This is a genomic window from Neisseria maigaei (genome assembly GCF_958267405.1).
Lineage (GTDB): Bacteria > Pseudomonadota > Gammaproteobacteria > Burkholderiales > Neisseriaceae > Neisseria > Neisseria bergeri.
The window spans coordinates 1-17,553 of record NZ_CATQFT010000006.1 but is presented as its reverse complement, the minus strand read 5'-3'; the positions used below and the strand labels follow the sequence as shown (position 1 = coordinate 17,553).

The window sequence follows — 17,553 nt, the reverse complement described above, 5'->3', positions numbered from 1 at the left end:
TTTCAAACCTCATTCAAACGGTTTTTTCTGCCAATAGAATTTATACCCTCTCAAACGTTGGGTCTTTACGCCGCCGCGTCCCAAGCCGAATTGCAGCGCGCCCGACAAATCCGTCCGCAACAACTTGATGCCGTGTGCGCGGACACGGTTCTGTACCGCTTCGGTCGGATGTTTGTAGGCGTTGGCATAACCGCTTGAAGCAACGGCATATTCGGGTGCAACCGTATTCAGGAATATGCCTGAAGATGATGAATTGCTGCCGTGATGCCCCAACACCAACACCTGGCTGTACAGGTTTGAGCCGTATTTTTTAACCAACTCCGCCTCACCTTTCGTATCCAAATCGCCCGTTACCAGCAGTGCCGCACCGCCCGCCGTTACGCGGAGTACGCAACTTTTCCCATTATCATCGATGTTTTTGCGTTCAGACGGCCTCAAAAACTCGAAATCCACGCCGTCCCATTGCCAACGCTGTTCCGCACAATGCCGCGCCCCCTCATAAAATTCCGGCTGTCCGGCATACATTCCGCTATCGGGAATATTCCTCACCGCCCGCAAACCGCCGTCATGATCGCTGTCATGGTGGGAAATCACCAACCTGTCCAAGTACCGTACGCCCGCCGCATTCAAACTCGGCACAATCCCCGTCTGTGCCGCCGATGCAGTTCCGGTGTCAAACAAAAGATGATGATTTGCCGTCTGAACCGACACCGACAAGCCCTGCCCCGCATCCCAAACCGTAACCGCAGCTTCGTTTTCAGGTACTGCTTCAGGACGGTAGGATACAAACCCTGCCAACAGCAACACCGCCCACGGACGCAAACCCAAACCGCGCGGCAGCAGCAACAGCAAAGCGGCACACACCGCCAACACCAGCAGCGGCAAAGGTGCGGCGGCAACGGCAAACTCGGGCGACACATCGGCAAGCCACACCAAAAACCGCAAAGTGTATTCCGCCAAAAATGCCCCCAACTGTTGCAAAGGCGCAAACGGCACGACCGAACCCAGCAACGCCAGCGGTGTCAGTACCCAAGAAAACCACGGAATCGCCGCCGCATTGACCAAAGGGCTGACCAAAGGCAGCGAGGCAAACAGATAACCGAGCAAAACCACCGACAACACCGAAGCCGCCCACTGCCCGCGCACGGCGGTTTGCCGTTTCCCCTCGTGCAAACGCCCCGAACACGCCCATATCAGTGCCGCCACCAAACCGAAAGACAGCCAAGTCCCCACACCCAAAACCGCCAAAGGGTCGAACAGCAGCACCGCCGCCAACGCCTGCCACCACGTCGCCCACGCCGACAATCTTCCCCTGCGCCACGCCCACGCAAACGCCGCCAACATCAAAACGCTGCGCTGCGTCGGCACGGAAAAACCGGCAAGCAGCGCGTAAAACAGTGCGCCCGCACACCCCGCCGCCAAAACCCACACGCGCGGCCGGGCGGGAAGGCGCGGGGAACAGGCAAGCAGCCGCTTCGCCAGCCACGCAAACAGCACCGCCACCATCGTAACGTGCAAACCCGAAATACTGACCAGATGCGTCAGTCCCAACGGTCGGAACGCCTGCCACAATTCGGGGCGCAATGCCGACTGTTCGCCCACGCCCAACGCGCGCATCAGCCCGATGCCGTCTGAAAGCCCGCCGTCCTCATCCGCCTGCCGCCAATTACGGCTGATGCGGCTGCGCCAAACCGCAATCCCCCAACCGCTTCCGTCATGCAGCAAAACCCTGTCCGCACCGACCGTCCCCACACCGCCTATCCCGTTGGATAATGCCCACGCCTCACGGTTCAAACCGCGCAGGTTCAACTCCCCGACGACAGGGTGCACACGTGCCGTTATCCGCCACCTGCTCCCGACCGCCCATTCGCGCCGTTTGTAGTCCGACAGCAGCAAATCAAACGTCCGACCACCGCTGTCCACAGCCTTTGCCGCAAACTGCACGCGCCGCCCGTCCGACCTCGGCATATCCACCACTTCCACCGTCAAAGGCACGCCTGAAACGGCTTCTGCCCGCCATTGCGAAGACAGTGCCGCTTCCGTTCTGAATACGCCGTAAGCCGCGCCCGCCAACACGCACAGCATCAGACCGGCAAACGCAAAACGCCTTGCAAGCACAGCCAAAACCGCAAAAGCCGCCAGCCAAAACAGCCAATGCGGCACGACCGGCAGCGCAAACGAAGCCGCCACGCCGACAACCCAACACGGCAAAAACCAACGACGGAACACGTCTCCCCACTCCCTATATTTCAAAAATAAACGGATAATAAAGCAAATCCAAAAAACCGTCATAAAGGAAAGTTCGTAAAAATGCCGTCTGAACTCAGGCTTCAGACGGCATTTTTATCAGACGGACGAGGTTACAGTTTAATCCCTTTGAGCTTCGCCACGGTGTTGATGTCTTTGTCGCCACGACCTGAGAGGTTGACCAAAATCACTTGGTCTTTGCCCATTTTCGGCGCGTTTTTCACCGCCCAAGCAACAGCATGGCTGGATTCGAGCGCGGGGATAATGCCCTCGTATTTGCACAACAAATCAAAGGCTTCGAGTGCTTCTTCGTCTTTGGCAACGGTGTATTCGACGCGCTTGATGTCGTGCAGGTGGCTGTGTTCCGGGCCGATGCCTGGGTAATCCAAGCCTGCGGAAACGGAGTGCGTACCCAAAACCTGACCGTTTTCGTCCTGCATCAGATAGCTGCGGAAGCCGTGCAGTACGCCAATCGGTGCGCCCGAAGTAATCGGCGCGGCATGATCGGGGGTATCCACGCCCAAACCGCCGGCCTCCACGCCGACGAGGCGCACGTTTTCTTCTTCGATATAGGGGTAGAACAAACCGATGGCGTTCGAGCCGCCGCCCACGCAGGCAACGGCAACGTCGGGCTGTCTGCCGACGGCTTCGAGCATCTGTTCTTTGGCTTCGTTGCCGATGACGCATTGGAAATCACGCACCATTTCGGGATACGGCGCGGGGCCGGCGGCAGTGCCGATGATGTAGAACGTGTCGTCCACACGCGCCACCCATTCGCGCATGGCTTCGTTCATTGCGTCTTTCAAAGTACGGCTGCCGCTGCCAACGCCGACGACATTCGCGCCAAGCAGCTTCATACGGAACACGTTGGGCATTTGGCGTTGGATGTCGTCCGCACCCATATACACGTCGCAAGTCATACCGAAGCGGGCGGCAACAGTGGCACTCGCCACGCCGTGCTGACCCGCGCCGGTCTCGGCAATCACGCGTTTTTTGCCCATACGGCGGGCGAGCAATGCCTGACCGATGGTGTTGTTGACCTTGTGCGCGCCGGTGTGGTTCAAATCTTCGCGTTTCAACCAGATTTGCGCGCCGCCCAAATGCTCAGACAACCGCGCGGCGTGGTAAACGGGGCTGGGCCTGCCGACATAATGTTTCAAATCGCGGCGGAACTCCGCCCAAAATTCAGGATCTTCTTTCGCTGCTTTATAGGCTTCTGCCAATTCTTGCAAAGCCGGAATCAGGGTTTCGGAAACATACAGGCCGCCGTGTTCGCCGAAAAAGCCCTTCTCGTCGGGCGCATGGTAGTTTTTCATCGGATTTCTTCCTTGTGCTTCAGGTTTTCAGACGGCCTCTCCATTTTTGCAAACATGCCGTCAGAACGTGAAATTGTCGGCAATTATAACTGTTTTTCACACAAACCTGCCATTTCGAAAAACGCCCGATACGCCGCCGCCTTTTTCGCCAAACTCAAAGGATAGGCACGCGAAGTCGAAGGCAGGCGCGTCAGCGTCAAATCCCGTCCGGCAAACGGAAACGGCACGGTTTCGCCCGTTTTCGGCATTTTGATGCCGCCGCCCTGAATATCGAGCAGGATTTCCGTCGCCTTGCCGCCTGTCGTACAAATATGGCGGCACTCAGGTATTTTCGCCAACACCGCCGCCAAATCGACGGTTTCGACCACTTTCAAAAACTTGTCGGACGCATTGCCGTGTTCCCTTGCCGCCTTCAACACGGTCGGACAGGACGCAATCCCCCGTTCGTGCAAAAACGTTTTGATTTTCTCCGCGTCAAACGCTTTTTCAGCCGGCATCTGAAAATGCGCCGCATCGTTAAAAAACACCAGTCCGTAAACGCGCCACATATCGTTTTGGAAATTCGGATAATGAAACTGCATCGCGCGTTTGTCTTCCTTGGGCGGAAACGTCCCCATCATCATGACCGCAGCCTTCGGCGGCAGCACGGGATCGAAGGGATGGGTTTCGATTTCAAGCAGATTTTCAGACACGTCCAATCCTCCAACAGGCAAAACGTTTTGCACCAAACCGCCAAACACGGCAAGCCTTCAAACGGCATTATCACGCCCTGCCGTTTTCGGTTACAATGCCGACATCAAACGGATACTGTAAACACATTTATGTTTCAACACACAGGACGACACATAAAGCACCGCCATATGTGCCGTCCTGATTTGGAAGGAGTTACGCCCCTCCCAAACAGAGTCTGATTCTACCGCCCTAAAGGGCGGGGTTTCAACCGAAAAGGAAACACGATGAAAGAACACAAAGCCCGCAAGCGTTTCGGGCAGAATTTTTTGCAGGACACGCGGATTATCGGCGATATTGTCAACGCCGTGCGCCCGCAGGCGGATGATGTCGTGATTGAAATCGGCCCGGGTTTGGCGGCGATTACCGAACCTTTGGCGAAAAAACTGAACCGCTTGCACGTTATCGAAATCGACCGCGACATCGTATGCCGTCTGAAAACGCTGCCGTTTGCGGACAAGCTCGTCATTCACGAAGGCGACGTGTTGCAGTTTGATTTCAACAGTATTGCAGGCAAAAAGAAAATCGTCGGCAACCTGCCCTACAACATTTCCACGCCGCTTTTGTTCAAGCTGGCGGAGGTGGCGGACGATGTCGCCGATATGCACTTTATGCTGCAAAAAGAAGTGGTCGAGCGCATGGTTGCCGCGCCGAAAAGCAACGACTACGGCCGCTTGGGCGTGATGTTGCAATATTTTTTCGATATGGAGCTGCTGATTGACGTACCGCCCGAATCGTTCGACCCCGCGCCGAAAGTGGATTCCGCCGTCGTCCGCATGATTCCGGTGAAACACCGCATCGGCAAGGCAGACGATTTCGAGCATTTTGCCAAACTCGTGAAACTCGCCTTCCACCAACGCCGCAAAACCATACGCAACAATCTGAAAGAGCTTGCAGGCGACGATGATTTGCAGGCAGTCGGCATCAATCCGCAAGACCGTGCCGAACATATCGCGCCGGAAAAATACGTGGCGTTGAGCAATTATTTGGCGGGCAAGGCCGTCTGAAAAGAGGTGGCGGAAATGGAAGGCAACCTGCAGAAAACCGAGCGTTTGATCCGCGAAATCAACCACCTGCACGCACAATATTCGCAGGATTATTTTGAAACCGGCAAAGTGCGGAAAATCAATTTGAGCCGCACGCTCAAAAACGTTCCGACCGAACATATTTTGTCTTATCGCCTTAATTTGCACGAAGCGGTTAACGATTATTTAGCCTTTGCCGACACGCGCGGCATAGACTTTTTCTACCGCGTGAAAACCGCAGAAAGCATACATGATAAAATCAGCCGCTATCTGGCACGCGGCACCCAATATCCGACCAACAACATCCTGAACGATATTTTCGGCGCGCGGCTGATTTGGCCGTCTGAAACAGTCGCCGGGATTTTGGAAAAACTTGACGGCTGGAAAACAGAATACGGCTTGAAAAACTGGTATTTGCGCGATGCGGGCGACTATATCGGCATACATATTTATTTCAAAAACAGTAGCAATTTCTACTATCCGTGGGAATTGCAGGTTTGGGATGAAAAAGATGTCAAAGCCAATATTGAAAACCATATGATGTGCAAACGGAATTTTGTGCGTTGAATTACCGGCAAGCCGCATTGAAACCGTTTATAACTGTTTATAAGAGAATAAACCATAAAATACACAACCGTATTCCTGACTTTTCTTTCAACTGCCCGAGTGAACAAACCATGAAATACACAGCCGCACTCCTGACTTTTCTTTTAACTGCCTGCATGAACCCGAACGATGCGTTTTTCCAAAACCGGCGTTATCAAATGCTAGAGGCACAATTGAACGGTTCAAATGCCATTTTCCATTACGGTTATTCCCAAAATCCCGATCATGATTTATTGGTCGACCAAGTCCACGTGCCGGACGCGTACAGGGCTTCATTTGAGCGGGATTGGATAGCAAAGGAGCAAGGCTACCGCAAAAACGACTGCGTACTGGAAAAAGCGGAAAGCGGGGGTGTGACGTACTACACCTGCGATGCGGAAAAAGGACTCAACGGCATACGTTTCATCATCTATGTCGTGAATATAAAAAACGACAAAGGCTACGTCAAAGTTTACCGGAGCATGAATAAGCCGAATCAAGAAGAGTTAACCAAATTGGTTGCCGATTTGAATAAGTTTTACCCTTAATCAGTCAGACGGATTCAGACTGCCTGAAAAGAATGGACACTATGATTAAATTCAAAAACGTACACAAACATTTCAAAGACCTGCACGTCATCAACGGCGTGAACTTGGAAATCAAAAAAGGCGAAGTGGTCGTCGTCTGCGGACCTTCGGGCAGCGGCAAATCCACACTCATCCGCACCGTCAACCAGCTCGAAAGCATTGAAAGCGGCGAGATTTGGGTGGACGGTGTCAACGTTGCCGACCCCAAAACCGATTTGAACAAAATCCGCGAAGAAGTCGGCTTCGTATTCCAAGGCTTCAACCTCTACCCCCACCTGACCGTATTGGAAAACATCACCCTCGCACCGATGAAGGTTAAAGGTCAAAATGCGGAACAGGCGGAGAAAAAAGCGATGGAACTTTTGGAACGCGTCGGACTGGCACACAAAAAAGACGCCTTCCCTTCCCAACTTTCCGGCGGCCAGCAGCAACGCGTGGCGATTGCGCGCGGGTTGGCGATGGAACCGCGCGTGATGCTGTTTGACGAACCGACCTCCGCACTCGACCCCGAAATGGTCGGCGAGGTATTAAAAGTCATGAAAGACTTGGCAGAAAGCGGCATGACCATGATGTGCGTAACCCACGAAATGGGTTTTGCCCGCGAAGTTGCCGACCGGGTGCTTTTTGTCGATAAAGGGCAAATCCTCGAAGACGAAACGCCCGAAGCGTTTTTTACCAACCCAAAACACGAACGCGCCAAGCAGTTCCTGCAACAGGTCATGACCCATTGATGCTATGCCGTCTGAAAACCGAACGTTCAGACGGCATAGCCCGACACCGTAAGATGATTGAGAAAGAAAACCATGTATTTTGTTGACCGCACCGCCGTCGTCCTCAAGCCGACCGCGCACTTTTTGGAATGGCTCAAAAGCACCGACGAAAATATGCCCGACCTGACCATAGAGCAGCTTCGCGCCAACTGTTCCGTCTTCCTCGTTCCGCAGTTCGACGAACCGGAAGCCGTCGTTTCCTACTTCGACGAACGCTACCGCCAGATTTTTGAAGCGGAGCTGGCAGGTTGGGACATCGATAAAGACAAATGGCCGCAAGATATGGGGCTGAAGGCGTTTTGGGAATTTTTCGACATCGAAATCCACGATATGGTTTTGGATATGGAAGAAGCGGATTTGAACATCACGCCCGTGTTCGACAATATGATGTAACGCCATGCGCGCCTTTCAGACGGCATTGAAGCCGTCCCGTATTCTGAACATCCTGACCGTATCGCTCCACGCCGCCTCCCTTGCCGTCTGCCTGACTTGGTTTTACGGCCGGATGATGTGGTTCGGGCTTGCCGCGCTGCTTGCAAGTTTCATCCACTCGCTGCGGATAACGAACCTGAAACACCGCCATGCCGTAACCTCCGTCATTATCGACCGCGACGGACAAGCGGAAATCGTATCCGGCAAAGACAAAACAGCGGCAACACTTGCGGGCAGCAGTATGGTTACGCCTTATGCCTTATTCTTACAATGGGACACCGGCGGCAAAACCGTCCACCACTGCATCATGCCCGACATGACGGACAAAGAATCCTACCGGCGGCTGAAAGTCTGGGTGCTTTGGCGGCAGCCGAAAAAAACTGCCGAAACCGATACATCAGACTGATTTCAGACGGCATTTGAAAACGAAACACTCATGAAAACACTACAAGATTGGCTCTCGCATTTGGAAACCGCCCACAGCGGCGGCTTAATCGACATGGGTTTGGAGCGCGTAGGCGAAGTGAAAAAGCGCATGAACCTGACACCGCAATGCCCCGTCGTCGTTGTCGCGGGAACAAACGGCAAAGGTTCGGTCTGCGCCTACCTGACACAGATTTACAAACAGGCGGGCTACAAAACCGGCACATTAACCAGCCCCCATTTATTGCGTTACAACGAACGCATCGCCATCAACGCCGAACCCGTTTCGGACGATACGATTATTGCCTCTTTCGAGCGCATCGAAGCGGCGCGCGGCGAAATATCGCTGACTTATTTTGAATTCAATACGTTGGCGGCCGTCGACATCTTCATGCGCGAACAGGTTGACGTGATGATATTGGAAGTCGGCTTGGGCGGACGCTTGGACGCGGTCAACGCATTTGACGGCGATTGCGCGGTGGTTACTAGTGTAGATTTGGACCATCAGGCGTTTTTGGGCGATACGGTCGAGCAGGTCGGCTTTGAAAAAGCAGGCGTGTTCCGCAGCGGCAAACCCGCAATCTGCGGTCAAAACCCCGCGCCCGAATCGTTGCTTTCACACGCCGAAGCCATAGGCGCGAAACTGCTGATGGTGCAGCGCGATTTCGAGTTTCACGCGATGGAAAACATCCAATGGAACTACCGCTTCCGGCCGCAACATTCAGACGACCCCGCGCGCAACCGCAATGCCCTGCCCTTCCCCGCATTGCGTGGCGCATACCAGCTTTCCAACGCCGCCTGCGCGCTGACCGTGTTGGAATGCTTGAACGACAAACTGCCGGCGGACATCGGCGCCATCAAGCGCGGTTTGTTGCTGGTCGAAAACCCCGGACGCTTCCAAGTCCTGCCCGGCCGGCCGCTGACCGTATTGGATGTCGGACACAATCCCCACGCCGCTCGCGCCCTGCGACGCAGCCTGATTAATTTGGCGTTTGCGCAAAAACGCACCGCCGTGTTCAGTATGCTGTCCGACAAAGACATAGACGGCGTGTTGGAAATTGTCAAAGACCAGTTTGACGAATGGTATATCGCACCTTTGGACATGCCGCGCGGAATGACGCTCGATAGCCTGCAAGACAAACTGCACGAACACGGTATCGAAAACATACAGACATTCGCCGCCGTCCGCGACGCATATCGGGCGGCAGCCTCAAAAGCGGGCGAAAACGACAGAATCGTCGTATTCGGCTCATTTCATACCGTTGCCGACGTGATGTCGGTACTGTAAAAGGAAACTTCTATGTCCGAAAACAAACAAAACGAAGTCCTGAGCGGTTACGAACAGCTCAAACGGCGCAACCGCCGCCGCCTCGTAACGGCAAGCTGCCTGGTTGCCGCCTCCTGCATCCTGCTGGCAGCCGCACTCAGTTCCGGTCCTGCCGAAAATGATCCTGCCAAACAGACTGCCGAAGAAACAAGCAGCGTAGAAAACAAAGCGGCAGGTGCGGCACAAGCCCCTGCCTTGAAATCCGCCGCCAAAAACGGGGAAACCGCCGCCGACAAACCGCAGGACTTGGCAGGCGAAGACAAGCCTTCTGCCGCCGACAGCGAAATCAGCGAGCCTGAAAACGTAGGCGCGCCGCTGGTGCTGATTAACGACCGCCTCGAAGACAGCAACATCAAAGGTTTGGAAGCATCCGAGAAACTGCAGCAGGCAGAAACTGCCCAAACCGCACCGAAGCAGGCAAAACAACGCGCTGCCGAAAAAGTGCCGGCAACTGCCGACAGTACGGATACGGTAGCGGTTGAAAAACCGAAACGCACTGCCGAAACAAAACCGCAAAAAGCGGAACGCACTGCCGAAGCCAAGCCCAAAGCCAAAGAAACCAAAACCGCCGAAAAAGTTGCCGACAAACCGAAAACTGCCGCCGAAAAAACCAAACCGGATACGGCAAAATCCGACAGCGCGGTAAAAGAAGCGAAAAAAGCCGACAAGGCTGAAAGCAAAAAAACAGCCGAAAAAGACCGTTCGGACGGCAAAAAACACGAAACGGCACAAAAAACCGACAAAGCGGACAAGACCAAAACCGCCGAGAAGGAAAAATCCGGTAAAAAAGCCGCCATTCAGGCAGGTTATGCCGAAAAAGAACGCGCCTTGAGCCTCCAGCGCAAAATGAAGGTGGCGGGTATCGATTCGACCATCACCGAAATTATGACCGACAACGGCAAAGTTTACCGCGTCAAATCAAGCAACTATAAAAACGCGAGAGATGCCGAACGCGATTTGAACAAATTGCGCGTACACGGTATCGCCGGTCAGGTAACGAATGAATAACCTCCCCGTTGCCGACCTCCTCGTCTTCGCTATCATCGCCGCCTGCATCGTCATTTCCACGATGCGCGGCGTGATTGCGGAGGCAGGCTCAATGGCGGCATGGGTGGTTTCCTTCTTTTTCGCCAAACTCTTTGCCGCCTCCTTCGCCGACCTCGCCTTTGCCTCGTTCCAACCCCGCCTGTTTGCATTGGCTCTGTCGTTCATTTCCCTATTCGTCATTGCCTGTCTGATCCAGAAAATACTCCGTTCGCTGCTGACCGGCGCAGTTTCGGCGGTCGGTTTGGGCTTTGCCAACCGCATTTTGGGCGGCGTATTCGGTGCATTGAAAGGCATTTTGATTATTACCCTGCTGGTCATGCTCGCTTCAAAAACCGACCTGCCCGATACCGAAGAATGGCGGCAGTCCTATACCGTACCGTTTTTCGTTTCGCTTTCCGAAGCAGTGTTAAACCATGCGGACGACAGTGATGGAGCTTTGGAAGACGATTGATTGCCATACAGATATTTCAGACGGCATTCTCTTTTATGCCGTCTGAAATGTTTTTTCCTTTTCTCAGCCATATCACAGATTAAATCTTATCCTCCATAAACCCACCTATCTGTCCTTCGCGCAAATATTGTCAACAATTCAGGCAAAAAACCGCCGTTTGCTTTATAATTCCGTTTTACCCTTAAACCTCGAATCGGAGAAGACGATATGTGCGGCGTATTAGGTTTGGTCAGTCATGAACCCGTGAACCAGCTTCTGTACGACGGCTTGCAGATGTTGCAGCACAGGGGACAGGATGCGGCGGGCATTGTAACGGCGGAAGGCGGCACCTTCCATATGCACAAAGGCAAAGGGATGGTGCGCGAAGTCTTCCGTACACGCAATATGCGCGATTTGGTCGGCAACGCCGGTATCGCCCACGTCCGTTATCCTACTGCGGGCAACGCGGGCAGCAGCGCGGAGGCACAGCCTTTCTACGTCAGCTCGCCTTTCGGCATCGTTTTGGCGCACAACGGCAACCTCACCAACACTGCCGAACTGTATGAAAACGTGTGTAACAAACACCTGCGCCACGTCAACACCAGCTCCGATTCCGAAGTCTTGCTCAACGTCTTCGCGCACGAATTGCGCCGCGAAGTCTCCAAAAACGCCGATCCGCACCGGCTCAATATCGACAATATTTTCAACGCTGTTGCCGAAGTCCACCGTCTGGTGCGCGGCGCATACGGCGTGGTTGCCATGATTGCGGGCTACGGCATGGTCGCCTTCCGCGATCCTTACGGCATCCGTCCGCTGGCATTGGGTTCGCAAACCGACGAAGCAGGCAGAAAATCCTATGCCGTCGCCTCCGAATCCGTTGCCTTCAACGCGCTTGCCTACGATTTGGAACGCGACATCCGGCCGGGCGAAGCGGTATTTGTCGGCTTTGACGGCACAATGATTGCCCGACAATGCAGCGACCGCGCCAAACTCAGCCCCTGCCTTTTTGAATATGTTTATTTTGCCCGCCCCGACTCTGTGATTGACGGCGTATCGGTTTACCAATCGCGCTTGGATATGGGCGTGTCGCTGGCGGAAAAAATCAAACGCGAGCTGCCTGTGGACGGCATCGATGTCGTGATGCCCATCCCCGACACCAGCCGCCCCAGCGCGATGGAGCTTGCCGTCCACCTCAAAAAGCCTTACCGCGAAGGTTTGATTAAAAACCGCTATATCGGCCGCACCTTTATTATGCCCGGTCAGGCGACGCGCAAAAAATCCGTGCGCCAAAAACTCAGCCCGATGGAAACCGAATTTGCAGGCAAAAGCGTGTTGCTGGTGGACGACTCCATCGTGCGCGGGACAACCAGCCGCGAAATCGTCGAAATGGTACGCGCGGCTGGCGCGCGCAAAGTCTATATCGCCTCCGCCGCGCCCGAAGTGCGCTATCCCAATGTGTACGGCATCGATATGCCCACGCGCGAAGAGTTGATTGCCAACGGGCGCAGCGCGGCGGAAATCGCTGCCGAAATCGGCGCGGACGGCATCGTGTTTCAAGACTTGGGCGATTTGGAAACCGTCGTCAAAGCACTCAACCCGAAAATCGAATCCTTCGATTCGTCCTGTTTCAACGGCATTTATCAGACCGGCGACATCGATGATGCCTACCTCGACCGCCTGTCTGCCGAGAAATCCGGCTGCGGCGGTCTGAAAATCCACCCGAGCAGGATGGAACACAGCATCAGCATCAGCGATGCGGGCGACGAAGAATAAGACTTCCCAAACCGCGATGCCGTCTGAAATCCGAACGCTGGGTTTTCAGACGGCATTTCCCATATCGGCATCACATTTCCCATTCTATCCGCACGCAATATGAGTAGCGAAACCAAAAACTACATTACGCCCGCCGGATGGCAGGCATTGAAAGACGAACTTTACCGGCTGGTCAATAAAGAACGCCCCGAAATCGTCCAAATCGTCAACTGGGCGGCAGGCAACGGCGACCGCAGCGAAAACGGCGACTATCTTTACGGCAAACGCCGTATGCGCGAAATCGACCGCCGCATCCGTTTCCTGACCAAGCGTTTGGAAGCTGCCGTCGTCGTCGATCCCGAATTGCGCGAAGCGACCGACCAAGTATTTTTCGGCGCGACGGTCGGTCTGTTACGCGGCGACGGGCGCGAGCAAACCGTCAAAATCGTCGGCATCGACGAAATCGATACCGCGCAAAACAAAATTTCTTGGATTTCGCCGTTGGCGCGTTGCCTGATTAAAGCACGCGAAGGCGACGAAGTGGTTTTAAACACGCCGGAAGACCGTGAGGAAATTGAAATCCTTTCTGTCGAATACATCAAAATCGACTAATTAGGAATGCCGTCTGAAACGGTGCAAGCGCGCCGTTTCCCAAATAAAGGAATACCGAATGAGGAAAATCCGCACCAAAATCTGCGGCATCACCACACCGGAAGACGCAGCGGCCGCCGCAGCGGCAGGTGCGGATGCCGTCGGGCTGGTCTTTTTCCAAGGCAGCAGCCGGGCCGTCGATATTGCCCGCGCAAAAGAAATCACTGCCGCACTGCCGCCGTTTGTCAGCGTTGTCGCCCTTTTTGTCAACGAAAGCGCGCAAAACATCCGCCGCATCCTTGCCGAAGTACCAATACACATCATCCAATTCCACGGCGACGAAGACGACGCATTCTGCCGCCAGTTCGACCGCCCCTATATCAAGGCCATTCGTGTTCAGACGGCATCAGACATCCAAAACGCCGCCCACCGTTTTCCCAACGCTCAGGCACTGCTGTTCGATGCCTACCACCCTTCGGAATACGGCGGCACGGGACACCGCTTCGACTGGACGCTGCTGGCGGAATATTCGGGCAAACCGTGGGTGCTTGCCGGCGGGCTGACCCCTGAAAACGTCGGCGAAGCCATCCGCATCACCGGAGCGGAAGCGGTCGACGTATCCGGCGGCGTGGAAGCGTCTAAAGGCAAAAAAGACCCCGCCAAAGTTGCCGCCTTTATCGCAACCGCCAACCGCCTATTCCGTTAAAGCAACAAAAATTGCCGCCGGAATGACTTATAGTAGATTAAATTTAAACCAGTACGGCGTTGCCTCGCCTTGCCGTACTATTTGTACTGTCTGCGGCTTCGTCGCCTTGTCCTGATTTAAATTTAATCCACTATAATCTAAAAAATTTATGTTATTAAATCAGTAATTTCTGATGAATTTTGAAAACTTAATCCCGTCATTCCCACGAAAGCGGGAATCCGGTTCGTTCGGTTTCGCTTGTTTTAAGTTTCGGGTAACTTCCACTTCGTCATTCCCGCGCAGGCAGGAATCCGGTTCATTCGGTTTCGCTTGTTTTACTTCCACTTCATCATTCCCGCGCAGGCGGGAATCCGGTGCGTTGAGTTTCAGCTATTTAGAATAAATTTTGAAACTCTAATCGCGTCATTCCCACGAAAGTGGGAATCCAGTTTTTTGAGTTTCAGTCATTTCCGATAAATTGCCTTAGCATTGAATGTCTAGATTCCCGCCTGCGCGGGAATGACGACGGAGCGGTTTCTGTTTTTTCCGGTAAATACCCATAAGCTAAAATCCCGTTATTTTCACAAAAACAGAAAACCAAAAACAGCAACCTGAAATTCGTCATTCCCACGCAGGCGGGAATCCAGTTTTTTGAGCTTCAGCTATTTAGAATAAATTTTGAAACTCTAATCGCGTCATTCCCACGAAAGTGGGAATCCAGTTTTTTGAGTTTCAGTCATTCCCGATAAATTGCCTTAGCATTGAATGTCTAGATTCCCGCCTGCGCGGGAATGACGGCGGAAATCTTGTTTATATTGAATCAAAAAAACCTGCACCTTAATCAGTTGGCGGTTTAGTCCGACTTTTGGGGTGCAGATCAAGCTTTCAGACGGCATTTCCTTTAAAACTTCATTTCGAGCGTGAGGCTGAAGTTTCTGCCCGGTGCGGCATACCTTCCATAATTGCTGTCTTCGCTGCGTCGGTTTGCCGTGCTTTCCGCAGTCTGGCGCAACGATTCCCAAGTAACGTAGCGGTAGTTGCCGATATTGTAGATAGCCGCCCTCAAGGTCAGCCGTTTTTTCAGATTCAGATAGGCGGAAACGTCTGCCGTTTTCCAAGAAGACGTAACCCTTCCTGCCGAATATCGTTTTTGATCGCCTGCCAGATAAGCAAGCTCGTCAGGGTTTTTCCCTTTGGAATAGGTCAGCATAATGTTTGCGCCCCATTTCCCCTCGGGCTGGTCGTATCCGAACCCCAAAACATAACGCGACGGCTGTACCGCATCCAAAGCATAGCTGCGGAGGGACAAGTCCGGCCGGTTGGATACCGATTTCGGTTTGATGCGGTTGTACGCCAAAGTCGTGTACAAACCTTCGGGCAGTTTGCCGTACACGCCGTTCCAGTCGATTTTTCCCAATATATTAATGCCTTGGAGCGACATATTTTGGGCATTGTAATAATCGCGTATATCAATCTCTGTCAATCGTCCTGTTGAATCCGGCAATTTGGTTTTTTGATCGGCAACGGCAATCATATCGGTATAGCGGTTGCGGAAGCTGCTGATTTCCAAAAAGCCGAAATCGCCCTTCCACTGCAAACCGATTTCCCGGTTGGCTGCCTTTTCCGATTTCAGGGCGGGACGCTGCCAGCCTTTCGGATAATCGTGATAAATGTCTATACCGAAAAGCTCTTGGAATGAGGGCGTTCTGAAGCCGCTGGAGGCGCGGTAAGACAAAGAAAAATGCCGGTTCGGTTTGAACACGATGCCGCTGTTCCACGAACGGTCAACATACCGCCCGCTGCGGACGAGTTCTTCCGACGTGGTAAAGTTTTGCCGGTCATACCTGCCGCCCAAGCTGAAATCAAAATATTTGCCGATTGAAAAACGGTCGTTCAAAGAAATGTGGATATTGCTGCCGTTGATTTTTCTTGGCACGCATTTGCGGGAACGCAGGGTTTCGATGTAGCCGCAGACCGACCCTTCGACGACTTCGGGCTTACCCAAAAGATACTTATCTTGATTGTTATCATCGAATCCCGTGGATTCCGAAATCCTTGCCGCATTGTGGGAAAGCTGTTCGGGGCGGGAAACTGCTTTGGAAGCATCGTAACCGAAGCCCAAAGTCAGATGGTGTTTCGTCCATTTGTTTTTCAGCGATTTCTCAAACGAGGCATTCAAAACATTGTGCTGTTCGCGGTAGTGGAAACGGTCGCTGCTGTCGTAGGAATACGGTTTGTCCGCCGACGCGCGGCAGGATTTGTCCACGGAAGGATACACGGCGCAATTCAGCTTCAGCGTGTTGTTGTCGGTTGCCACGCCCTGTTTGTCAAACGACAACACCGCTTTATCCGCCCAATTGTCAGAATACGCTTCGTTTTCATAACGGTACAGCAAACCCATACGGCGGCGGCGGTGATGTTCGTCAATAAATTTGGTGCGGGAATATTTCAAACCTATGCCCTTGACCAAATTTGTATCGCCCTTCCACTCTTCTATATTCGGCCTAAAATACAAGCCGTCGCGGAAATCGTTGCCGTCGTACACCCCGCTCTTGTCGCTAAACTTTTTCGCCTCATCCGTACCGTAATACTGTTTTTCCGTCATATCGCGGATGTCGTAACGCTGTTTGGTATCCTCAAACACGCCGCCGACATAATGCCTGCCGCCGAAGCGGTAGCCCAGCTTGGCAAGCCACGAACCGCTGCGGTAATCCATCGGATCGGGCAATATCCTGCCGCCGCCTGTGTAAGCTTGGGCGGACAGGTTTTCGTGGCGCGCCTGCGCCTCCCGCACCATCGCTTCTTCTTCAGCACTTAAAGGCTGATTTTGTTCAATACGTTCTTTTACCCAGCGGTTGAGCTGGTTTTTCAAATAGTTTCCGTTGCCCGCTAATTTTGCCACGGGCTTGGGTTCACGCTCGCCCTCCGCTAAGAAATATTCCGCCTTTTTATTCTGCTTCTGAATATCGTATGTCTGGCGGAACGCGTCCAAACGGTTTATGCCGTATTCCACCCCGTCCGCAATATCGCCGTGCGGGCGCGTTTCCCGCCCTTGACGTTCGGTTCGGATTAACAGCCCTTCCCAACCGTCTTTGCTGAAACCCGCGCCGAGCGACTTCATAAATTGGCGGTTTTTACTGCCGTAGGCGGTTTTTGCCTGTATCCCCCAGCTTTTGCCGTCTGAAATCAGGTCTGCCGCTTCTTTGGTGCGGAAGGCGACCGCGCCGCCGAGTGCGCCGCTGCCGTGATCGGACGAACCGGCACCTTTGTCGATTTCCACCGTGCTGATGTTTTCATATTCGATTTCGTTGATTGCACCGCTGCCGCCGCGTCCGCCGTATCCGCTCAACGATCCCTGCACGGTAAACGCCTGTATTTGGGCAACGCCGTCAACCGAAACCGCCACACGGTTTTTATCCACGCCGCGTATCGAGTAGCCGCCGCTCGCGCCGTTGCCCTGTTCGACAACCGCCACGCCCGGATCGTAGCGCGTCAGGTCGCGGATACCGAGTACTGAGAGATCCCCTCATAATTTCCCCAAAGCGTAACCATGTGTGAATAAATTTTGAGCTAGTAGGGTTGCAGCCACGAGTAAGTCTTCCCTTGT

General features: G+C 53.6%; 16 protein-coding genes and 1 pseudogene. 12 read left to right on the top strand and 5 right to left on the bottom strand.

Annotated elements, in window-relative coordinates:
• Positions 1 to 9 precede the first annotated feature (9 nt).
• The 3 genes from Q3O06_RS03080 to Q3O06_RS03070 all read right to left on the bottom strand — a co-directional run bounded on the left by Q3O06_RS03080 (position 10) and on the right by Q3O06_RS03070 (position 4,186).
• Positions 10 to 2,229 carry a DNA internalization-related competence protein ComEC/Rec2 gene (locus tag Q3O06_RS03080; RefSeq protein ID WP_301817631.1) on the bottom strand — a complete coding sequence of 740 codons (2,220 nt, stop codon included), beginning with the start codon at positions 2,227 to 2,229 and terminating at the stop codon, positions 10 to 12.
• Positions 2,230 to 2,360: 131 nt separating this feature from the next.
• The gene (gene trpB / locus Q3O06_RS03075; RefSeq protein WP_301817629.1) at positions 2,361 to 3,563 is read right to left on the bottom strand and encodes a tryptophan synthase subunit beta; all 1,203 of its coding nucleotides are present in this window, start codon (positions 3,561 to 3,563) and stop codon (positions 2,361 to 2,363) included.
• Between the two features lie 83 nt (positions 3,564 to 3,646).
• Positions 3,647 to 4,186: a uracil-DNA glycosylase family protein gene (locus Q3O06_RS03070; RefSeq protein ID WP_301817679.1), complete on the bottom strand. Its 540-nt coding sequence runs from the start codon at positions 4,184 to 4,186 to the stop codon at positions 3,647 to 3,649.
• Between the two features lie 333 nt (positions 4,187 to 4,519).
• On the opposite strand from Q3O06_RS03070, the gene rsmA reads away from it, so the two are divergent.
• The 12 genes from rsmA (at position 4,520) to Q3O06_RS03010 (ending at position 13,967) form a co-directional block, all read left to right on the top strand.
• Complete coding sequence (gene rsmA / locus Q3O06_RS03065; RefSeq protein WP_301817628.1) at positions 4,520 to 5,299, top strand: 16S rRNA (adenine(1518)-N(6)/adenine(1519)-N(6))-dimethyltransferase RsmA; 780 nt, start codon at positions 4,520 to 4,522, stop codon at positions 5,297 to 5,299.
• Between the two features lie 15 nt (positions 5,300 to 5,314).
• Positions 5,315 to 5,884, top strand: coding sequence for a nucleotidyltransferase family protein (locus Q3O06_RS03060; protein ID WP_301817626.1), 570 nt, complete (start codon positions 5,315 to 5,317; stop codon positions 5,882 to 5,884).
• 110 nt (positions 5,885 to 5,994) lie between these two features.
• A complete protein-coding gene (locus tag Q3O06_RS03055) occupies positions 5,995 to 6,450 on the top strand; it encodes a hypothetical protein (RefSeq protein WP_301817625.1) in 456 nt (151 codons plus the stop codon).
• Between the two features lie 41 nt (positions 6,451 to 6,491).
• Complete coding sequence (locus tag Q3O06_RS03050) at positions 6,492 to 7,220, top strand: amino acid ABC transporter ATP-binding protein (RefSeq protein ID WP_002240396.1); 729 nt, start codon at positions 6,492 to 6,494, stop codon at positions 7,218 to 7,220.
• Positions 7,221 to 7,292: 72 nt separating this feature from the next.
• Positions 7,293 to 7,652 carry a hypothetical protein gene (locus Q3O06_RS03045; protein WP_301668307.1) on the top strand — a complete coding sequence of 120 codons (360 nt, stop codon included), beginning with the start codon at positions 7,293 to 7,295 and terminating at the stop codon, positions 7,650 to 7,652.
• A 4-nt stretch (positions 7,653 to 7,656) separates the two neighbouring features.
• Positions 7,657 to 8,097 (top strand): protein YgfX, encoded by a 441-nt coding sequence (locus Q3O06_RS03040; RefSeq protein ID WP_301817623.1) that lies wholly within the window; start codon positions 7,657 to 7,659, stop codon positions 8,095 to 8,097.
• Positions 8,098 to 8,127: 30 nt separating this feature from the next.
• On the top strand, positions 8,128 to 9,402 hold the full coding sequence (folC, locus tag Q3O06_RS03035) for a bifunctional tetrahydrofolate synthase/dihydrofolate synthase (protein ID WP_301817622.1): 1,275 nt from the start codon (positions 8,128 to 8,130) through the stop codon (positions 9,400 to 9,402).
• A gap of 12 nt (positions 9,403 to 9,414) precedes the next feature.
• A complete protein-coding gene (gene ftsN / locus Q3O06_RS03030) occupies positions 9,415 to 10,449 on the top strand; it encodes a cell division protein FtsN (protein WP_301817620.1) in 1,035 nt (344 codons plus the stop codon).
• A complete protein-coding gene (locus tag Q3O06_RS03025; protein ID WP_301817619.1) occupies positions 10,442 to 10,939 on the top strand; it encodes a CvpA family protein in 498 nt (165 codons plus the stop codon). The genes ftsN and Q3O06_RS03025 overlap by 8 nt, the downstream gene beginning before the upstream one ends.
• Positions 10,940 to 11,146: 207 nt before the next feature.
• Positions 11,147 to 12,691, top strand: coding sequence for an amidophosphoribosyltransferase (gene purF / locus Q3O06_RS03020; protein WP_301817618.1), 1,545 nt, complete (start codon positions 11,147 to 11,149; stop codon positions 12,689 to 12,691).
• A gap of 99 nt (positions 12,692 to 12,790) precedes the next feature.
• Entirely contained in the window at positions 12,791 to 13,282 is a 492-nt protein-coding gene (gene greB / locus Q3O06_RS03015; RefSeq protein ID WP_301817616.1) for a transcription elongation factor GreB, read from the top strand.
• 58 nt (positions 13,283 to 13,340) lie between these two features.
• Positions 13,341 to 13,967 (top strand): phosphoribosylanthranilate isomerase, encoded by a 627-nt coding sequence (locus tag Q3O06_RS03010; protein ID WP_301817615.1) that lies wholly within the window; start codon positions 13,341 to 13,343, stop codon positions 13,965 to 13,967.
• 734 nt (positions 13,968 to 14,701) lie between these two features.
• On the opposite strand, the gene Q3O06_RS03000 is transcribed toward Q3O06_RS03010, so the two are convergent.
• Together Q3O06_RS03000 and Q3O06_RS02995 are read right to left on the bottom strand one after the other, a co-directional pair.
• Positions 14,702 to 14,842 (bottom strand): hypothetical protein, encoded by a 141-nt coding sequence (locus Q3O06_RS03000; RefSeq protein ID WP_162817098.1) that lies wholly within the window; start codon positions 14,840 to 14,842, stop codon positions 14,702 to 14,704.
• A gap of 5 nt (positions 14,843 to 14,847) precedes the next feature.
• Positions 14,848 to 17,460: pseudogene (locus tag Q3O06_RS02995) on the bottom strand (lactoferrin/transferrin family TonB-dependent receptor); the annotation flags it as partial.
• Between the last annotated feature and the right edge of the window lie 93 nt (positions 17,461 to 17,553).

What these genes read in the sequence shown, in the direction of transcription:
- trpB (WP_301817629.1), bottom strand. Translation starts at nt 3,563, where the DNA reads ATGAAAAACTACCATGCGCCCGACGAGAAGGGCTTTTTCGGCGAACAC.
- Q3O06_RS03070 (WP_301817679.1), bottom strand. Translation starts at nt 4,186, where the DNA reads ATGATGATGGGGACGTTTCCGCCCAAGGAAGACAAACGCGCGATGCAG.
- rsmA (WP_301817628.1), top strand. Translation starts at nt 4,520, where the DNA reads ATGAAAGAACACAAAGCCCGCAAGCGTTTCGGGCAGAATTTTTTGCAG.
- Q3O06_RS03060 (WP_301817626.1), top strand. Translation starts at nt 5,315, where the DNA reads ATGGAAGGCAACCTGCAGAAAACCGAGCGTTTGATCCGCGAAATCAAC.
- Q3O06_RS03055 (WP_301817625.1), top strand. Translation starts at nt 5,995, where the DNA reads ATGAAATACACAGCCGCACTCCTGACTTTTCTTTTAACTGCCTGCATG.
- Q3O06_RS03050 (WP_002240396.1), top strand. Translation starts at nt 6,492, where the DNA reads ATGATTAAATTCAAAAACGTACACAAACATTTCAAAGACCTGCACGTC.
- Q3O06_RS03045 (WP_301668307.1), top strand. Translation starts at nt 7,293, where the DNA reads ATGTATTTTGTTGACCGCACCGCCGTCGTCCTCAAGCCGACCGCGCAC.
- Q3O06_RS03040 (WP_301817623.1), top strand. Translation starts at nt 7,657, where the DNA reads ATGCGCGCCTTTCAGACGGCATTGAAGCCGTCCCGTATTCTGAACATC.
- folC (WP_301817622.1), top strand. Translation starts at nt 8,128, where the DNA reads ATGAAAACACTACAAGATTGGCTCTCGCATTTGGAAACCGCCCACAGC.
- ftsN (WP_301817620.1), top strand. Translation starts at nt 9,415, where the DNA reads ATGTCCGAAAACAAACAAAACGAAGTCCTGAGCGGTTACGAACAGCTC.
- Q3O06_RS03025 (WP_301817619.1), top strand. Translation starts at nt 10,442, where the DNA reads ATGAATAACCTCCCCGTTGCCGACCTCCTCGTCTTCGCTATCATCGCC.
- purF (WP_301817618.1), top strand. Translation starts at nt 11,147, where the DNA reads ATGTGCGGCGTATTAGGTTTGGTCAGTCATGAACCCGTGAACCAGCTT.
- greB (WP_301817616.1), top strand. Translation starts at nt 12,791, where the DNA reads ATGAGTAGCGAAACCAAAAACTACATTACGCCCGCCGGATGGCAGGCA.
- Q3O06_RS03010 (WP_301817615.1), top strand. Translation starts at nt 13,341, where the DNA reads ATGAGGAAAATCCGCACCAAAATCTGCGGCATCACCACACCGGAAGAC.
- Q3O06_RS03000 (WP_162817098.1), bottom strand. Translation starts at nt 14,842, where the DNA reads ATGCCGTCTGAAAGCTTGATCTGCACCCCAAAAGTCGGACTAAACCGC.